This window comes from Duganella sp. 1411 (genome assembly GCF_017833525.1).
Lineage (GTDB): Bacteria > Pseudomonadota > Gammaproteobacteria > Burkholderiales > Burkholderiaceae_D > Rugamonas.
This window is the reverse complement of sequence record NZ_JAFICD010000001.1, coordinates 1,972,206-1,989,210: the sequence shown is the minus strand read 5'-3', so window position 1 is coordinate 1,989,210 and position 17,005 is coordinate 1,972,206. Positions and strand designations below refer to the sequence as shown.

The 17,005-nt window shown below is 63.0% G+C and carries 15 protein-coding genes and 5 tRNA genes; 18 read left to right on the top strand and 2 right to left on the bottom strand.

The features are described 5' to 3' along the window. The first annotated feature begins 145 nt into the window (after window positions 1–145). From JOD97_RS08130 to JOD97_RS08050, 17 genes are all read left to right on the top strand, one after another. The gene (locus JOD97_RS08130; protein ID WP_373999810.1) at window positions 146–1,672 is read left to right on the top strand and encodes a Do family serine endopeptidase; all 1,527 of its coding nucleotides are present in this window, start codon (window positions 146–148) and stop codon (window positions 1,670–1,672) included. A 104-nt stretch (window positions 1,673–1,776) separates the two neighbouring features. Beyond that, a complete protein-coding gene (locus JOD97_RS08125) occupies window positions 1,777–2,025 on the top strand; it encodes a glutaredoxin family protein (protein WP_209717350.1) in 249 nt (82 codons plus the stop codon). Window positions 2,026–2,216: 191 nt separating this feature from the next. Next, window positions 2,217–4,010, top strand: a complete 1,794-nt coding sequence (gene lepA / locus JOD97_RS08120) for a translation elongation factor 4 (protein WP_209715053.1) — start codon at window positions 2,217–2,219, stop codon at window positions 4,008–4,010. Beyond that, entirely contained in the window at window positions 4,007–4,927 is a 921-nt protein-coding gene (lepB, locus tag JOD97_RS08115) for a signal peptidase I (RefSeq protein ID WP_209715050.1), read from the top strand. The genes lepA and lepB overlap by 4 nt, the downstream gene beginning before the upstream one ends. Window positions 4,928–4,962: 35 nt before the next feature. Continuing rightward, entirely contained in the window at window positions 4,963–5,364 is a 402-nt protein-coding gene (locus JOD97_RS08110) for a DUF4845 domain-containing protein (RefSeq protein WP_209715047.1), read from the top strand. A gap of 46 nt (window positions 5,365–5,410) precedes the next feature. Beyond that, a complete protein-coding gene (gene rnc, locus JOD97_RS08105) occupies window positions 5,411–6,214 on the top strand; it encodes a ribonuclease III (RefSeq protein WP_209715044.1) in 804 nt (267 codons plus the stop codon). A 60-nt stretch (window positions 6,215–6,274) separates the two neighbouring features. Next, window positions 6,275–7,177, top strand: a complete 903-nt coding sequence (gene era / locus JOD97_RS08100) for a GTPase Era (RefSeq protein WP_209715041.1) — start codon at window positions 6,275–6,277, stop codon at window positions 7,175–7,177. Window positions 7,178–7,187: 10 nt separating this feature from the next. Then, a complete protein-coding gene (gene recO / locus JOD97_RS08095) occupies window positions 7,188–8,084 on the top strand; it encodes a DNA repair protein RecO (protein WP_209715039.1) in 897 nt (298 codons plus the stop codon). Between the two features lie 34 nt (window positions 8,085–8,118). Continuing rightward, window positions 8,119–8,877, top strand: coding sequence for a pyridoxine 5'-phosphate synthase (gene pdxJ, locus JOD97_RS08090; protein ID WP_209715036.1), 759 nt, complete (start codon window positions 8,119–8,121; stop codon window positions 8,875–8,877). Beyond that, window positions 8,874–9,269 (top strand): holo-ACP synthase, encoded by a 396-nt coding sequence (acpS, locus tag JOD97_RS08085; RefSeq protein ID WP_209715033.1) that lies wholly within the window; start codon window positions 8,874–8,876, stop codon window positions 9,267–9,269. The genes pdxJ and acpS overlap by 4 nt, the downstream gene beginning before the upstream one ends. A gap of 139 nt (window positions 9,270–9,408) precedes the next feature. Then, a complete protein-coding gene (gene uvrC / locus JOD97_RS08080; protein ID WP_209715030.1) occupies window positions 9,409–11,283 on the top strand; it encodes an excinuclease ABC subunit UvrC in 1,875 nt (624 codons plus the stop codon). A 102-nt stretch (window positions 11,284–11,385) separates the two neighbouring features. Continuing rightward, complete coding sequence (gene pgsA / locus JOD97_RS08075; RefSeq protein WP_209715027.1) at window positions 11,386–11,970, top strand: CDP-diacylglycerol--glycerol-3-phosphate 3-phosphatidyltransferase; 585 nt, start codon at window positions 11,386–11,388, stop codon at window positions 11,968–11,970. 175 nt (window positions 11,971–12,145) lie between these two features. Further along, a tRNA-Gly gene (locus JOD97_RS08070) sits at window positions 12,146–12,221 on the top strand. Window positions 12,222–12,301: 80 nt separating this feature from the next. Continuing rightward, window positions 12,302–12,377: transfer RNA gene (locus JOD97_RS08065), tRNA-Gly, on the top strand. Window positions 12,378–12,431: 54 nt separating this feature from the next. Then, window positions 12,432–12,507 (top strand) — tRNA-Gly (locus JOD97_RS08060). Between the two features lie 53 nt (window positions 12,508–12,560). Next, window positions 12,561–12,634 (top strand) — tRNA-Cys (locus JOD97_RS08055). A 17-nt stretch (window positions 12,635–12,651) separates the two neighbouring features. Further along, a tRNA-Gly gene (locus tag JOD97_RS08050) sits at window positions 12,652–12,727 on the top strand. Between the two features lie 75 nt (window positions 12,728–12,802). Here the strand turns inward: JOD97_RS08050 and JOD97_RS08045 are convergent. Together JOD97_RS08045 and JOD97_RS08040 are read right to left on the bottom strand one after the other, a co-directional pair. After that, window positions 12,803–13,228 (bottom strand): type II toxin-antitoxin system VapC family toxin, encoded by a 426-nt coding sequence (locus JOD97_RS08045; protein WP_209715024.1) that lies wholly within the window; start codon window positions 13,226–13,228, stop codon window positions 12,803–12,805. Beyond that, entirely contained in the window at window positions 13,225–13,479 is a 255-nt protein-coding gene (locus tag JOD97_RS08040) for a type II toxin-antitoxin system Phd/YefM family antitoxin (RefSeq protein WP_209715021.1), read from the bottom strand. Before JOD97_RS08040 ends, JOD97_RS08045 begins: the two co-directional genes overlap by 4 nt. 464 nt (window positions 13,480–13,943) lie before the next feature. Here JOD97_RS08040 and JOD97_RS08035 point away from each other — a divergent pair, with 464 nt between their 5' ends. Continuing rightward, window positions 13,944–16,994 (top strand): putative Ig domain-containing protein, encoded by a 3,051-nt coding sequence (locus JOD97_RS08035; protein WP_209715018.1) that lies wholly within the window; start codon window positions 13,944–13,946, stop codon window positions 16,992–16,994. Window positions 16,995–17,005: the final 11 nt, after the last annotated feature.

Here is a 17,005-nt window from a genome sequence, read left to right as displayed (position 1 = left end):
AGCCAGCATCGGCCACATACTCTTATAATAACTTTGCGCACGCTGGCGGGCGACTTTTCGCTTACCATGTATGCTAGCCACCCGGCGCCACGCGACAACGGGTGGTTAAACGCATCCAAGAACTTTATAGAGACCGATACTTTCCATGAAAAACAATTTCACTGCTGGTGGTAAAACTCTTTCCGCGCTGCTGGTCGGCGCAAGCGTATGGATGTCTCCCGCCCTGCTGGGCATGGCGCCCGCGACAGCGGCCGCGCCGGTCACCGGCGCCGTGGTGGGCTTGCCCGATTTCGCCGACCTGGTCGACAAGGTCGGCCCGGCGGTGGTCAATATCCGCACCACCGAAGTGATGAAGCAGGGTGGCCGCGGCGAGGACCTCGGCGACGAGGAAATGCAGGAATTCCTGCGCCGCTTCTTCGGCGGCGCGATCCCCCAGCCCAGCCCCGGCGGCAAGGCCGTGCCACCCGGCAAAGGCAATCCCCGTGGACGCCGCCAGGCGCCGGAGGAGCCGGTGCAGCGCGGCGTCGGTTCCGGCTTCATCCTGTCGGCCGACGGCTACGTGATGACCAACGCCCACGTGGTCGACGGCGCCGACGAGGTGTTCGTCACCTTGACCGACAAGCGCGAGTTCAAGGCCAAGGTGTTGGGCGCGGACGCCCGCACCGACGTCGCCGTGCTGAAGATCGAAGGCGACCGCCTGCCGTTCCTGGTCATGGGCGATTCGGACAAGATCCGCGTCGGCGAATGGGTGATCGCCATCGGCTCCCCGTTCAACCTGGAAAACACCGTCACGGCCGGCATTATCTCGGCCAAGCAGCGCGACACCGGCGACTACCTGGCGCTGATCCAGAGCGACGTCGCCGTCAATCCCGGCAACTCGGGCGGCCCGCTGATCAATATGCGTGGCGAGGTCATCGGTATCAACTCGCAGATCGCCACCTTGTCCGGCGCCTACAACGGCATCTCGTTCGCGGTGCCGATCGACGAGGCGATCCGCGTCTCCGAGCAGTTGAAGAAGTCCGGCAAGGTCACGCGCGGGCGCATCGGCGTCCAGATCGGCGAAGTGAGCCGGGAAGTGGCCGAGTCGCTGGGCTTGAAGAGCGCGCAGGGCGCCGAGGTCTCGCTGGTCGAGCCGGGCGGTCCCGCCGACAAGGCCGGCATCAAGTCCGGCGACATCATCCTGAAATTCAACGGCGCGACGGTGACGCGCTCGTCGGACCTGCCGCGCCTGGTGGGCGGCACCGCCATCGGCAGCAAGGCCACCGTGACGGTGTGGCGCAAGGGCGCGCAGATCGATTTGCCGGTCGTCGTCGCCGAGCTGGAAGGTGAGAAGACCGCCAAGGCGTCCAAGGGCAAGGGCAACAAGGCCGAGCCGGAGGCGGAAGGCAAGCCGAACGCGCTGGGCCTGGTGGTGAGCGACCTGAGCGCCGAGAAGAAAAAGGCGCTGGGCGTCGGCGGCGGTGTCATGGTGGAGTCGGCCGAGGGTGTGTCGGCGCGCCTGCAGGAGGGCGACGTGGTGCTGCAGCTCAATAACACCGAGGTCAAGGACGCCAAGCAGTTCAATGCGCTGGTGGCCAAGCTCGATCCGAAGAAGCCGTCGGTGCTGCTGGTGCGCCGTGGTGACGCGACGCAGTTCATTTCGTTGCGGCCGAGCGCGACGAAAGAGAAATAAACGGCTGAGCCGCCCGCCACGCCCCGGCCAACCGGGGGTCGGACCCGAACGGGTCCGACCCCACGCCGCCGGGGTGCGGGTTGAACGGCTCCGCTCCGATCACCATGCACTTCACCCTCTACTCCCGCGGCTACTGCCACCTCTGCCAGGACATGCTGGACGCCTTGCTGCGCCTGCAAACGCCGGCGCGGCCGTTCACCGTCGACGTCATCGACATCGATACCGCCGACGATCCCTCCCTGCTGGCCCGTTTCGACGAGCTGGTGCCGGTGCTGTACGCCGACCCGGCCGAACCGGAGCTGTGCCACTACTTCCTCGACGCGCCGCGCGTCCTTGCTGTGCTTAATAAATAAGCAAAATGCATGTCGCAGTGCAGAAGTCGGCCTTTCCCCTCTGAAATCCGGTAAAATGCGGGGGTAGAAAAGTTTGATAAGGCGCTCGCCAGGGCATTACGGCCCCGCTCGGAGCGCTTTTTTTGTATTGCGCGCAGCATGCACCTCGCCGACGCGCCCGTCGTCTCACCCCCGTTTTTGAATATTTGTTAATGAACAACATACGCAATTTTTCCATCATCGCCCACATCGACCACGGCAAATCGACCCTGGCTGACCGCATCATTCAACTGTGCGGCGGCCTGTCCGACCGCGAGATGGAGGCGCAAGTGCTCGATTCGATGGATCTGGAGCGCGAACGCGGCATCACGATCAAGGCGCAAACCGCCGCGCTGCAATACAAGGCCCGCGACGGCGTCGTCTATAACCTGAACCTGATCGATACGCCGGGCCACGTCGACTTCTCGTACGAGGTGTCGCGCTCGCTGTCGGCCTGCGAAGGCGCGCTGCTGGTGGTCGACGCCTCGCAAGGGGTGGAGGCGCAGACCGTGGCCAATTGCTACACCGCGCTCGACCTGGGCGTCGAAGTGGTGCCCGTGCTCAACAAGATCGACTTGCCGAACGCCGATCCACCGACCGCCATCGCCGAAATCGAGGACGTCATCGGCATCGAGGCCGGCGACGCCGTCCATTGCTCGGCCAAGACCGGCCTGGGCGTGGAGGACGTGCTCGAATCGATCATCGCCAAGGTGCCGCCGCCGAAGGGCGACCCGGACGCGCCGCTGCAGGCGCTGATCGTCGACTCCTGGTACGACCCGTACGTCGGCGTGGTCATGCTGGTGCGCGTGATGAACGGCACCTTGAAACCAAAAGACAAGATCAAGCTGATGGCCACCGACTCGCTGCAACTGGTCGAGGACGTCGGCATCTTCGCGCCGCGCTCGGTCTCCTTGCCGCAGCTGTCGGCCGGCCAGGTGGGCTTCATCATCGCCGGCATCAAGGAATTGAAGGCCGCCAAGGTGGGCGACACCGTCACCCTGGCCAACCGTCCGGCGCCGGCGCCGCTGCCGGGCTTCAAGGAAGTCCAGCCGCAGGTGTTCGCCGGCCTGTTCCCGGTCGAGGCCAACCAGTACGACGCGCTGCGCGATTCGCTGGAAAAACTGAAATTGAACGACGCCGCGCTGATGTACGAGCCGGAAGTGTCGCAGGCGCTGGGCTTCGGCTTCCGCTGCGGCTTCCTCGGCCTGCTGCACATGGAGATCGTCCAGGAACGCCTGGAGCGCGAGTTCGACATGGACCTGATCACGACGGCGCCGACCGTGGTGTACGAGGTCGTCATGCGCGACAACAGCATCATCAAGGTCGACAATCCGTCGAAGATGCCGGAGCCGACCAAGATCAACGAGATCCGCGAACCGATCGTCACGGTCAACCTGTACATGCCGCAAGAGTACGTCGGCTCGGTGATCACCTTGTGTATCGGCAAGCGCGGCGTGCAGATGGACATGGCCTACCACGGCCGCCAGGTCAAGCTGGTGTACGAGATGCCGATGGGCGAGATCGTGCTGGACTTCTTCGACAAGCTCAAGTCGACCTCGCGCGGCTACGCCTCGATGGACTACGAGTTCAAGGAATACCGCGCCTCCGACGTGGTCAAGGTCGACATGCTGATCAACGGCGAGAAGGTCGACGCGCTGGCGATCATCGTGCACCGCTCCAACTCGGCCTATCGCGGCCGCCAGGTGGCCGCCAAGATGCGCGAGCTGATTCCGCGCCAGATGTTCGACGTGGCGATCCAGGCCGCCATCGGCGTCAACGTGATCTCGCGCGAAAACGTCAAGGCCTTGCGCAAGAACGTGCTGGCCAAGTGCTACGGCGGCGACATCAGCCGCAAGAAGAAACTGCTCGAGAAACAAAAAGCCGGTAAAAAACGCATGAAGCAAGTGGGCTCGGTCGAGATTCCACAAGAGGCATTCCTGGCAATCTTACAAGTGGACGATAAATGAGCCTGCAAGTAATCTTAGGTAACTTCGCATTAATCCTGTTCGTGTTGATGGTGATCACGGGCGTGATCTGGTGCCTCGACGTGTTTTACCTGGCCAAGCAGCGCCGCGCCGCCGCCAACCGCGCGCTGGCCGAGTACGACGCGCGCAACGCCAAGCTGACCGCCGACGGCATCAAGCTCGACAACAACGGCAACCGCGCCGCGCTGGAGGCGGGCATCCTGCGCCAGCCGGTGTGGATCGAATACTCGGGCAGCTTCTTCCCGGTCATCGCGCTGGTGTTCGTGCTGCGCTCGTTCCTGTACGAGCCGTTCAAGATCCCGTCGTCGTCGATGGTGCCGACCCTGCTGGTGGGCGATCTGATCCTGGTGAACAAGTTCACCTACGGCATCCGCCTGCCGGTGCTCAACCAGAAAATCATCCAGATCAACGACCCCAAGCGGGGCGACGTGATGGTCTTCAAATATCCGCGCGATATGACCCAGGATTACATCAAGCGCGTGGTCGGCGTGCCGGGTGATAAAATCACGTATGAAAACAAGCGCTTAACGGTCAACGGCGTGGAAGTGAAGTACACCCCGCTGGACGATTACCTGGACGACGAGCGCCTGGTCTACAACAAGCAGTACCAGGAGGCGCTGACGGGCGTGACCCACCGCATCCTCAACAACGAACGCGCGCCGACCTTCAATCCGGCCGAAGTGCAGCAGTTCCCGTTGAAGGACGAGTCGTGCACCTACACCTACGACAGCTTCACGTGTGTGGTTCCGAAAGGCAACTATTTCATGATGGGTGACAACCGCGATAACAGCCTCGACAGCCGTTACTGGGGCTTTGTTCCCGACAAGAACATTGTTGGAAAAGCATTCTTTGTCTGGATGAACCTGGGTAACCTGCGCCGCATCGGCAGCATCCAATAATCCGGTGAGCGCACGGCCGGCCGAAAGGGATTAACATGCAATTAGTTCATCAACACGGCAGGCAACGGGGTATTTCGCTGGTGGGGCTGATCGTGGTACTGGCCATGCTGGGCTTTATCGGCGTGCTGGGACTGAAGATCGTGCCCACCTACACCGAGTACCGGGCGATCCAGAACGCCATCGTCACGGCCAAGTCGGTCGGCGGCAATTCGGTGGTCGAGATCCAGAAGGCGTTCGACGCCAGCGCCACGACCAGCTACATCAGCGCGATCAACGGCCGCGATCTGGTGATCGGCAAGGAAAACGGCGAGATGGAAGTGAGTTTCGCGTACGAAAAGAAAATCCCGCTGGTCGGACCGGCCAGCCTGCTGCTCGAATACCAGGGCACCACCGCCAAGTCCGGCCCGCCGGCCGCGACGGCGAAAATCGATCAATAAGTCGAGTAAACAAGTTTAGACGACATCACACAGAACCGAACAGACAATGAATCTTCAGTTATTGCAAACCCGTTTAGGCTACACGTTCCAGGATGCTGGTTTGCTGCAGCAGGCCTTGACGCACCGTAGCCACAGCAGTTTGCACAATGAACGACTGGAATTCCTGGGCGATTCGGTGCTCAACTGCGTGGTGGCGTCCATCCTGTACGAGCGTTACGTGGCGATCGACGAGGGCGACCTGTCGCGCCTGCGCGCCAACCTGGTCAAGCAGCAGTCGCTGTACGAGATCGCCCAAAAGCTGGAGCTGTCGCAGTTCCTGCGCCTGGGCGAGGGCGAGCTCAAATCGGGCGGCTTCCGGCGTCCATCGATCCTGGCCGACACGCTTGAGGCGCTGTTAGGCGCCATTTTTTTGGATGGCGGCTTCAACCCGGCGCGCGACGTGATCCGCGCCTTCTACATCCCCATCCTCGACACCGTCGACCCGCAAACCCTGGGCAAGGACGCCAAGACCCTGCTGCAGGAATTCCTGCAAAGTAAGAAGATTTCGCTTCCGCTGTACAATGTGGTGGCCACCCATGGCGCCGCGCACAGCCAGGAATTCGAGATCGAATGCCTGGTGCCCAAGCTGGGCATCCAGGTCTACGGACGCGGCGGCAGCCGCCGCGCCGGCGAGCAGGCCGCCGCCAAGCTGGCGCTGGAAGTGGCCGAGCAGGCGCTGCTGAAGACACCGGCCGCCGGCCGCAAGGCCAAGCCGCGTGCCGCCCAGCTCAAGCTGGCGGGCATCGCCACCGTGCAAAGCGAGGCCGGCGCCGAAGCGTCGGCCGCGCCGGCCAAGGCCGCCACCAAATAGGCAGCGGCGGCCACCTCCGTATTACATTAGGCGCAACACCATACTCTGAAGCGATATAGCATGACTACCGAAACGACCCCCGCCAACTTCCGTTGTGGCTATATCGCCATTGTCGGCCGCCCCAACGTGGGCAAATCGACGTTGATGAACACGCTGATCGGCGCCAAGGTCAGCATCACCTCGCGCAAGGCGCAGACCACGCGCCACCGCATCACCGGCATCCAGACCCACGACGACGCCCAGTTCATCTACGTCGACACGCCGGGCTTCCAGACCCGCCACGCCAACGCGCTCAACAAGACGCTCAACAAGACCGTCACCAACACACTGATCTCGTCGGACCTGATCCTGTACGTGATCGAGGCCGGCACCTTCGGCCCGGCCGACCAGCAGGTGCTCGACCTGCTGCCGACCGAGGTGCCGGTGGTGCTGGTGATCAACAAGGCCGACCGCGTCAAGGACAAGGCGGTGCTGCTGCCGTTCGCCCAGCAGGTCGCGGCCAAGTTCAACTTCGCCGCCATCGTGCCGGTGTCGGCCAAGCTGCGCTTCCAGCTCGACGGGCTGGAAAAAGAGATCAAGAAATTCCTGCCCGAGAACCAGCCGATCTTCGGCCCGGACGACATCACCGACCGCAGCGAGAAGTTCCTGGCGTCGGAGATCGTGCGCGAAAAGCTGTTCCGCTTCGTCGGCGACGAGCTGCCGTACACCAGCACGGTGCTGATCGAGCAGTTCGAGCAGGAGGGCGACCTGCGCCGCGTGTTCGCCGCCATCCTGGTCGAGCGCGACACGCACAAGTCCATGATCATCGGCAACAAGGGCGCGCGCCTGAAGGAAGTGTCGACGCAGGCGCGGCTGGACATGGAAAAGCTGTTCGGCGGCCCGGTCTACCTGGAGATCTGGGTCAAGGTCAAATCCGGCTGGGCCGACAACGAAGCGGGTCTGCGCGCCTACGGCTACGAATAACAGAGGACCGATGTCCACCACCACGCACGACGCCGGGGATGTTGCCGAGACCACGGCCGATGCCTCGGCGGCAGCGCCGGGCGCGGAGCGTGGCGTGGTGCCCGTGGTGACCACGCCGCCGGCGGTGGCGACCACGCCGGCCACGCCGGCCAGCCCTGCCAAGCGCCCCCGTGCGCCGTCGCGCGAGCGCACCTTCGGCACCAAGGTCGCCGGCCAGCCGGCCTTCGTGCTGCACAGCTATCCCTACAAAGAAACCAGCCTGATCATCGATCTGTTCACGCGCGACTTCGGCCGCGTGGCGCTGATCGCCAAGGGCGCCAAAAGGCCGCACTCGCAGCTGCGCGGGGTGCTGCAAACCTTCCAGCCGCTGTCGTCGAGCTGGGTGGGCAAATCCGAACTGCGCACCTTGACCGACGCCGAATGGGTGGGCGGCATGCTGCCGCTGGAGAAAACCGCGCTGCTGTGCGGCTTCTACCTCAATGAATTGCTGGTCAAGCTGCTGGCGCGCGACGACGCCCATCCGGCCCTGTTCGACCACTACGTCGCCACGCTCAACCAGCTGGCCCATAACGAACCGGCGCCCATCGTCTTGCGAAAATTCGAACGGGCCCTACTTAGGGAGACGGGGGTCTCGGCCGACCTGTCGCGCTGCACCGCCACGCGCGCGCCGGTGCGGGCCGACGTGGTCTACGTGGTCGATCCGGAGCGCGGCCCGCGTCCCGAACGCGCGGCCGACCAGTCGCCGCGCGTGAGCGGCAAGACGCTGCTCGACATGGAGCGCGAGGACTACCAGGACGCCGCCACGCAATCGCAGAGCAAGCAGCTGATGCGCTTCCTGCTGGCGCACCACCTGGGCGGCGCGCCGCTGAACACGCGCCAGATACTGATCGACCTGTCGCAGTTATAAAATCACAGAATAAACACAACCGGTAAAAGACAAAATGAGCTACCTGCATCCCTCCGGCACCATCATCGACCTTGGCGTGAACATCGACCACGTCGCCACCTTGCGCAACGCGCGCGGCACCATGTATCCGGACCCGATCCGCGCCGCGCTGCTGGCCGAGCAGGCCGGCGCCGACTGCATCACCTTGCACCTGCGCGAGGACCGCCGCCACATCAAGGACGCCGACATCATCGCGCTGGCGCCGCAACTGCTCACGCGCATGAACCTGGAGGCCGCCGTCACGCAGGAGATGATCGACTTCGCCTGCCGCATCAAGCCGGCCGACGTCTGCCTGGTGCCGGAGAAGCGCACCGAGGTCACCACCGAGGGCGGACTCGATGTCGTCACCCACTTCAAGGCGGTGCAGGCGGCCGTCAAGCAGCTGCAGGGCGAGGGCATCCGCGTCAGCCTGTTCATCGACGCCGACGAGGCGCAGATCGCCGCCAGCGCCGACGTCGGCGCGCCGGTGATCGAACTGCACACCGGGCGCTACGCCGACACCGAAGGCGCCGAGCAGGCCGCCGAACTGGAACGCATCAAGCGCGGCGTGCTGTTCGGCGTCGGCAAGGGCCTGAAGGTCAACGCCGGCCACGGTCTGCACTACACCAACGTGCAGGCCATCGCCGCCATTCCGGACATCGCGGAACTGAACATCGGCCACGCCATCGTCGCCCACTCGGTGTTCGTCGGCTGGGAAAACGCCGTGCGGGAGATGAAGGCGATCATGGTCTCGACCAGGCTGGGGGCGCGGTGATTTACGGCATCGGCACCGATATCTGCAAGATTCCCCGCATCGAGGAAGCGCTGGCGCGCCACGGCGACCGCTTCGCCAAAAAGATATTGGGGCCGCAGGAGATGGAAAAGTACCTGGCGCGCAAAGCCAAGAACCCGGTGCGCGGCATCCGCTTCGTCGCCACGCGCTTCGCCGCCAAGGAGGCCTTCGCCAAGGCGATCGGCCTCGGTATCCGCATGCCGATGACGTGGCCGGCGGCGCAGATGCTCAACGCGCCGAGCGGCAAGCCGATGATCGTGTGCAGCGGCGTACTGAAAGAATTCATGGACAAGAATAAGCTGACGACACAGGTGACGGTCAGCGACGAAGCGGAATACGCCGTCGCCTTCGTCATCGTCGAGCAGGCCATCTAAAACACGTAGGGCGGATTAGCGCAGCGTAATCCGCCAATGCGTGCGTCGTCGGCGGCTCACGGATGGCGGATTACGGCGTTCCGCCTAATCCGCCCTACGTGGGCAAGTGGCGACGCGGCATTTTTAACCGAGACATGCAATGAATGAAGTCGCAACAACCGTAACGGCACCCGCGCCCGACCCGCGCGAACAAGTGCTGGCCACCGTGGCCAAGCTGCCCAACCTGCCGGGCGTGTACCGCTACTTCGACGCCGAGGACAAGGTCCTCTACGTCGGCAAGGCGCGCGACCTGAAGAAACGCGTCTCGAGCTACTTCCAGAAGAACATCGCCAGCCCGCGCATCGCCATGATGGTCGAGCGCATCGCCCGGCTCGAAACCACGGTCACGCACAGCGAGGCCGAGGCGTTGATCCTTGAAAATAACCTGATCAAGGCGCTGGCGCCGCGCTTCAACATCCTGTTCCGCGACGATAAATCGTACCCGTACCTGAAGATCACCGGCGGCGACTCGCCGCGCATGGTCTACTACCGCGGCGCCGTCGACAAGAAGAACCAGTATTTCGGCCCATTCCCCAGCTCCTGGGCGGTCAAGGAGTCGATGCAGATCCTGCAGAAGGTGTTCCTGATCCGCACCTGCGAGGACAGCGTCTACTCGAACCGCACGCGCCCCTGCCTGCTGCACCAGATCGGCCGCTGCAGCGGGCCGTGCGTCGACTTGATCAGCAAGGAAGACTACAAACTCGACGTCGAAAACGCCGCCCGCTTCCTGCGCGGACGCCAGAGCGAAGTGATGGAGGACCTGGAAAGGAAAATGCACGCCTACGCCGCCGACCTCAAATTCGAACAGGCGGCATCGGTGCGCAACCAGATCCAGTCGCTGTCGCGCGTGCTGCACCAGCAAAGCATGGAGACCACCGGCGACGCCGACGTCGACATCATCGCCGTGCTGGTGCAGGGCGGGCGCGCCTGCGTCAACCTGGCGATGGTGCGCGGCGGCCGCCACCTGGGCGACCGCGCCTACTTCCCCAACCATATCGGCGACGCCGCCGCCATCGCCGAGGACCCGATCGAGGTGGAGGTGCTGGCCGCCTTCCTGGTGCAGCACTACACCGAGAAATTCATCCCCGGCACCCTGATCCTGAATATCGAATTCGACCAGCCGGCCTTGATGGTGGCGCTGCAGGAGCAGTGCGGCCACCGCATCAACCTGATCTTCCAGCCGCAGGATCAGCGCCGTAAATGGCTGGAGCTGGCGCAGAAGGGCGCCGAGATCTCGCTGGCGCGGCTGCTGTCGGAGCAGGGCTCGCAGCAGTCGCGCACGCGCGCGCTGGTCGAGGCGCTGGCGCTCGAGCCGGAGGACATCGACCAGCTGCGCATCGAGTGCTTCGACATCTCGCATACGCAGGGCGAGGCGACGCAGGCCTCGTGCGTGGTGTTCCACCACCACCAGATGCAGAACGGCGAATACCGCCGCTACAACATCAACGACATCACGCCGGGCGACGATTACGCGGCGATGCGGCAGGTGCTGTTCCGCCGCTACGAGAAGGTGGCCAACGGCGACGGCGTCATGCCGGACGTGGTGCTGATCGACGGCGGCAAGGGCCAGATCGAAATGGCGCGTCAGGTGTTCGCCGAACTGGGGCTCGATATCAGCCTGATCGTCGGCGTGGCCAAGGGGGAGGGGCGCCGCGTCGGCCTGGAGACCCTGATGTTCGTCGACGGCCGCGCGCCGCAGGAGCTGGGCAAGGAATCGGCGGCGCTGATGCTGGTGGCCTTGATCCGCGACGAGGCGCACCGCTTCGCCATCACCGGCATGCGCGCCAAGCGCGCCAAGACGCGCCAGACCTCGCGGCTGGAGGAGATCGAGGGCATCGGCGCCAAGCGCCGCCAACGCCTGCTGGCGCGCTTCGGCGGCTTGCGCGGCGTGGTCAACGCCAGCGTCGAGGACTTGAAGCAGGTCGAAGGCATCTCCAGCGCGTTGGCCGAGGAAATCTACCGCCAGCTGCATTAGCGGCGGGGAGGGCTGCGGCAAACGTGCTGGTTTAATGTGCGGCGGCAAGGTAGACTAGCGGCGCGTAACAGAATATTCACAGCCGCACCTTCATTCAAGCCTATGCCTTTCAATATACCGATACTGTTAACCTGGTTGCGCGTCGCGCTGATTCCGCTGGTGGTGGGGGTCTACTACCTGCCGACGACGATGTTGCCGGTGGCGGATCAGAACCTGGCGGCCACGCTGGTGTTCATCGTCGCCGCCGTCACCGACTGGTTCGACGGTTTCCTGGCGCGCCGCTGGAACCAGACCTCGGCCTTCGGCGCCTTCCTCGACCCGGTGGCCGACAAGTTGATGGTGGCGGGGGCCTTGCTGGTGCTGGTGCAGCTGGACCGCGCCAACGCCGTGCTGTCGTTCGTGATCATCGGCCGCGAGATCGCCATCTCGGCGCTGCGCGAATGGATGGCGCAAATCGGCGCCTCCAAATCGGTCGCCGTCAGCTCGCTGGGCAAGATCAAGACCACCGCGCAAATGACCGCCATCCCGCTGCTGCTGTACCACGACGTGCTGTTCGCCGCCATCGACACGCAGTTCTGGGGCGCCCGCCTGCTGGAGATCGCCGCCGTGCTGACGGTGTGGTCGATGTTCTACTACCTGCGCCTGGCGTGGCCGCTGATCAAGGAAAAAGCCGGCACGCTGCAATAAACCCGCAAGGCGACAGAGGGGTCGTACCCCGTACGGGTACGACCCCGGTGGTCTGCGCCGTGCGAGTTCAAGAACGGAATAAACAATATTTAATCTTTTTCATTCGGCAAAGTTTTTGCCATTGACAGGCGGCACAGATACTCTATAATGCTGGCCTGTTGTTGCAGAAGACGACGCGGGAGTAGCTCAGTTGGTAGAGCGCAACCTTGCCAAGGTTGAGGTCGAGAGTTCGAGACTCTTCTCCCGCTCCAGTTTGATGCAGCGCGTGGCGCGGTAAAAAAAGTAGCACTAGAATTAGCAACAGGTTGCTGCTATGATGTTGGACTCCGATGCGGGAGTAGCTCAGTTGGTAGAGCGCAACCTTGCCAAGGTTGAGGTCGAGAGTTCGAGACTCTTCTCCCGCTCCAGTTTTTTAAAAGCTGGCCGGTGTGGCAAAGATAGTAAAAAAATGTAGCTCCAATGCGGGAGTAGCTCAGTTGGTAGAGCGCAACCTTGCCAAGGTTGAGGTCGAGAGTTCGAGACTCTTCTCCCGCTCCAGAATTTCGGATCGCAGCGCATAACCCGCTGTGCTCTTAGTCAAAGTTTCCTCTGGCGAGGTAGCAAAGCGGTTATGCAGCGGCCTGCAAAGCCGTGTAGATGGGTTCGACTCCCATCCTCGCCTCCAGACAATTTGAACTCCAAGCGGGAGTAGCTCAGTTGGTAGAGCGCAACCTTGCCAAGGTTGAGGTCGAGAGTTCGAGACTCTTCTCCCGCTCCAGTATGTAGAAGGGCAGCCGATGTGGCTGCCCTTTTTGCGTTGGCGTTCGCCCCACCGCTTGCCCGCTATTCGGTATCACGACCCCTCCCACGGATTGAACAGCTTGACTCCCATTGGCTGGAAGTCAGCGATATTGCGAGTAACGACAGTCATGCCGTGGACGAGGGCGGTTGCCGCGATGAGTGCATCGCGCTCTCCGCGCCTATTGGGTACATGCAGCCTGGCGCAGCGTTGTGCCACGGCGGTATCGACAGGCAACGTGCGTCCAGCGAACTCAGGCAGGACTTGTTGCTCCAACCACGATCGTAACATCGCCCCTTGCGTGGCGTCCTTTCGTTCAACCGACAGCACGCCCAACTCCAGTTCCATGACCGTGATGGCCGACACAAACAGATCGGTGGCATCAACGCTTTCAGCCCATGCAGTCACATTGATATCGGCCTTGTTCAAGCGTATCTTACGCAGTTCGGACACCACGTTGGTATCGAGAACAAACATCATGACAAGTCAGCTGGCCGAATCTCGATGGCCGCACGCGGCGGATCAAACTCGATGCCGGCGATATCCGGCATGGCCAATGCATCGGCGATGTTACGCCGCTGCTTGGTGAGCCTCTGATAATCCTCGAAGGTCATCAGCACGTGAGCTGGTCGGCCCCGGTCCGTGATAAAAACCGGTCCGTTGTTTGTGGCCCGTTTGGCCTCGCTTGCGCGCTGGTTGAATTGGCGGCTCGAAATGGTGGTAATGGTCATGGTGTCGATCTCGCACAGTGAACGATGTAGCGATGTTACTACATTGAGCGTGGGGTTTCAATTGAGTCCATCGAGCCAGATTCGGCCGCTTCAAGAATCATGATGGGCAGATGAGGAATGGTCTCCAGAGGGTGATCCGCATTCTGCGCGCTCCTCGTGTACGCCGCAATTTCCAAAATCGCCAAGGCGCGGAGTCATTTTTTCCTCCGGCCGGCGAGGCCGCCAATCAACCCATCGTTGTTTGTTTGCTACAGAAAAATCCAGCGTCTCATGGTAGATTCGCTATTCTTTAAATCACATCGCCGCTTTTTTTTTACTTAAAATTGTTATCGATAACATAGCGATGCCATGGAAATTCCGGCTGAACCCCAGCCCTTTTTTTTTGCCATGGTTTGTTATCGATAACAAACGATGTTTTTTGAGGGGTGTACCTAGCTTCAGTATTTCTAACTATAAGGAGACATATGGATAAGCAAACGTCCGCCCATCGCCGCATCCGGCTGTGGGGCGCGGTAGCGTCGACACTATTGGTTTTTTCCTCCCCGCCGGCAACGGCCATCAGCTTCGTCGCCACACCGCAGGCCCAGCCGTCGGTCAGCGAGGCCGGCTTCAGGCATCCCGCGCTCGGCTTCACGCTGGACCAGCTCGAGTACGCGCGCCAGCAGGTCAGGGCGGACGTCGAGCCGTACAAGACCTACTACAACACCCTCGCCACGGTCTGCTGCAACTACGCCAACATCAACCTGCAGCCGACCAACCGCGACGCCACCAAGGTCGATACGCCCAACACGCCGAACTTCAACAACGGCACCGGCCAGACCCGGCTGATCAACGATTCGCAAGGCGCGCTGACGCAAGCGCTGCTGTACTACATGACAGGCCAGAACGAGTATCGCCGCAACGCGATGCGCATCCTGCGCACCTGGAGCAACATGAATCCCAACGGCTACGCCTACTATCCGGATGCGCACATCCACACCGGCGTGCCGCTGTTCCGCATGCTGCTGGCGGCGGAGATCATGCGCTACACGCCGGCCGATGCCAGCTATACCGCGTATCCGCTGGCCTGGACCGCCACCGACACGCAAAAGATCAAGGACAACCTGATCGATCCCATGGAGCGCACCTTCTTCGCCAGCAACGAGCGCTTCATGAACCAGCACGTCTATTCGATCGCGGGCCGGCTGGCCGGCGCCATCTTCACCGACAACCGGGCCCGCTACGACGAGACGGTGGAATGGCTGACCGTCAACGCCAGCTCGACCCGCCCGGACATCAACGGCGGCATCCTGCCCCTGATTCCCTTGATCGACACGGACAACCCGCGCAACACGGTCGGCTACCCGTTCTATCAGATCCAGGAAATGCAGCGCGACCAGGCCCACGGCGGCGACAACGTCGACAACCTGATCGGCTTGCTGCGCCTGGTGACCGCGCAGGGGACCAAGGTGGATCCGTACAGCGGCAAGCCGTCCACCGCCGGCGACGCCGTCAGCGTGTACAAATTCGGCGGCAACCGGGTGCTGATGGGGGCCGATGCCTATGCCCGCTTCATGCTGGGCTATAACACGCCGTGGGCCGACACCAGCGGCGGCACCTCGGGCATTTCCGAGGCGTACCGGGGGCGCTTGTACGAGGTTCAAGGCATCCCCGAGGTCTACAACGTCTACAAGTACGAGGAGGGCGTGGACGTCGATTCCGTGGCGCCTTATTTGTCGATCGCCGCCGCCCACGCCAACGGTCCCGTCACGCCGTGGGGGCCGGCCAGCCCCGCCAACAAGGACTTCGGCGCCGAAGCCTTCCTGACCTTGCCCAGGGCGCTGACCGGCATCCCGCTGCCGGCCAACACGGGGATGCTCGAGACCGAGCGCAAGTCGATCTTCCTCAACGGCGACTGGCGCATGGCGACCGAAGGCGAGCGTACCTACGGCCGCGCGCAGTTGACGCCGTCCGGCGCCACCGTGGTGTTCCACGACATCGGCTACGCCGACCGCAGCAAGTACGCGCCGGTGGGCATCATGGTGCGCACCAACGCCGTCACCAAGCTGGCCGCCAGCGCGACCGAGGGTGCCAAGCCGTGGTGCGAGATGACGGTGCCGGACACCGGCGGGCAATGGCGCTACATCGTGCCCGACAGCTCGAACGCGGCGACGGCGGGCAGGCGGCTGGGCGACAACATCATCTACCTCAAATTCACCGGTCCCGAAGGCGCGGCCGTCGATGTGGACTTCGTCAACATGGCGGCGCCCACGCAGTTGACGCCGCCGCGCTTCTCGATGCCGGTGTTCCCGGTGACGGAGTACGTGGTGCAGGGCATGACCTATCGCGCCGTCTACGCGGCGACCGATGCCAATCCCGCCGACAGTGTCGTCTACAAGGCGGTCAGCCTGCCGGCCGGCGCCACGCTGGACGCTTCGACCGGCGCGCTGACCTGGACGCCGGCCCCGAACCAGGCCGGCGTGCACGATCTGGTGATCAGCGCCACCGACGGCGTCTCGATCAGCACGATGACCGCGCGCCTGAGCGTGCAGCCGGACCGCCATACGGCGTTCGCCGCCGCGCTGGGTGGCTACGACGCGGCGTCGATCTATACGACGCCATCGCTGGCGACGTTCAAGGCCGAACTGGCGCCGTTGCGGAAGGCCATGGCCACCGTGCCCGACGCCGAATTTCCTGCGCTGCTGAAAAAGGTGCAGGAAGTGGCGGGCAAGCTGGAACTGCTCAATCCCCGGCTGGCCTCGGACGGTAGCCTGGACTGGAGCAAGAACATGGTCGTCCCGACCGTGCTGAACGCGGCGGCCATCCCGTCGCTGGTGGACGACGACTACAACACCACCTCCGGCGACTTGCGCAGTGCCGTGACCCTGGACTTCGGCGCGAACTACCGCGTGGCGGCCAGCGCTTTCGGTTTCCGTCCGCGCTTCATGTTCGGCAATCGTACCCAGGGCATCAATGTCTACGGCTCGAACGACAACGCCGGCTGGACCTTGCTGACCAGCCGCGAGACCACCGACACCGGCAGCCAGAATTTCATCATGGAGGTCATTCCCGTGCTGCCGGGACTGGAAAACGAGCGCTATCGCTATTTCATGGTGCGTGTCGACCATCCGGGTCCGCCGACCGATCCGGCGTATCCCGGCATTTCGTCGTATAGCGAACTTCACTTCCACGGCACGCGCTTCGATTTGCTGGCGCCCGTCGACGTCAGCGCCAGCGTCACGATGCTGCAATCTGGCCTGACGATGAACCGCTTCACGCAGAAGTACAGCGGCACGGTGTCCATCACCAATACCACGCAGCAGGTCATCAAGGGGCCATTGCACTTCCGGCTGGAGAACCTGAGCGCCGGCGTCACGCTTGACAACGCGACCGGCCTCGACGACGGCGTGCCTTACATCACGTTGCCCGTCGGCGAACTGGCGCCGGGCCAGAGCGTGACCATGACCACCACCTTCAGCAACCCGTCCAAGCTGGCCATCAGCTATGCGCGCAAGCTGATCAGCGCTAAATACTAAGGAGATCCACG

Excerpts from the sequence above, each read along its gene's own strand:
- JOD97_RS08130 (WP_373999810.1), top strand. The coding sequence starts at position 146 with ATGAAAAACAATTTCACTGCTGGTGGTAAAACTCTTTCCGCGCTGCTG.
- JOD97_RS08125 (WP_209717350.1), top strand. The coding sequence starts at position 1,777 with ATGCACTTCACCCTCTACTCCCGCGGCTACTGCCACCTCTGCCAGGAC.
- lepA (WP_209715053.1), top strand. The coding sequence starts at position 2,217 with ATGAACAACATACGCAATTTTTCCATCATCGCCCACATCGACCACGGC.
- lepB (WP_209715050.1), top strand. The coding sequence starts at position 4,007 with ATGAGCCTGCAAGTAATCTTAGGTAACTTCGCATTAATCCTGTTCGTG.
- JOD97_RS08110 (WP_209715047.1), top strand. The coding sequence starts at position 4,963 with ATGCAATTAGTTCATCAACACGGCAGGCAACGGGGTATTTCGCTGGTG.
- rnc (WP_209715044.1), top strand. The coding sequence starts at position 5,411 with ATGAATCTTCAGTTATTGCAAACCCGTTTAGGCTACACGTTCCAGGAT.
- era (WP_209715041.1), top strand. The coding sequence starts at position 6,275 with ATGACTACCGAAACGACCCCCGCCAACTTCCGTTGTGGCTATATCGCC.
- recO (WP_209715039.1), top strand. The coding sequence starts at position 7,188 with ATGTCCACCACCACGCACGACGCCGGGGATGTTGCCGAGACCACGGCC.
- pdxJ (WP_209715036.1), top strand. The coding sequence starts at position 8,119 with ATGAGCTACCTGCATCCCTCCGGCACCATCATCGACCTTGGCGTGAAC.
- uvrC (WP_209715030.1), top strand. The coding sequence starts at position 9,409 with ATGAATGAAGTCGCAACAACCGTAACGGCACCCGCGCCCGACCCGCGC.
- pgsA (WP_209715027.1), top strand. The coding sequence starts at position 11,386 with ATGCCTTTCAATATACCGATACTGTTAACCTGGTTGCGCGTCGCGCTG.
- JOD97_RS08045 (WP_209715024.1), bottom strand. The coding sequence starts at position 13,228 with ATGATGTTTGTTCTCGATACCAACGTGGTGTCCGAACTGCGTAAGATA.
- JOD97_RS08040 (WP_209715021.1), bottom strand. The coding sequence starts at position 13,479 with ATGACCATTACCACCATTTCGAGCCGCCAATTCAACCAGCGCGCAAGC.
- JOD97_RS08035 (WP_209715018.1), top strand. The coding sequence starts at position 13,944 with ATGGATAAGCAAACGTCCGCCCATCGCCGCATCCGGCTGTGGGGCGCG.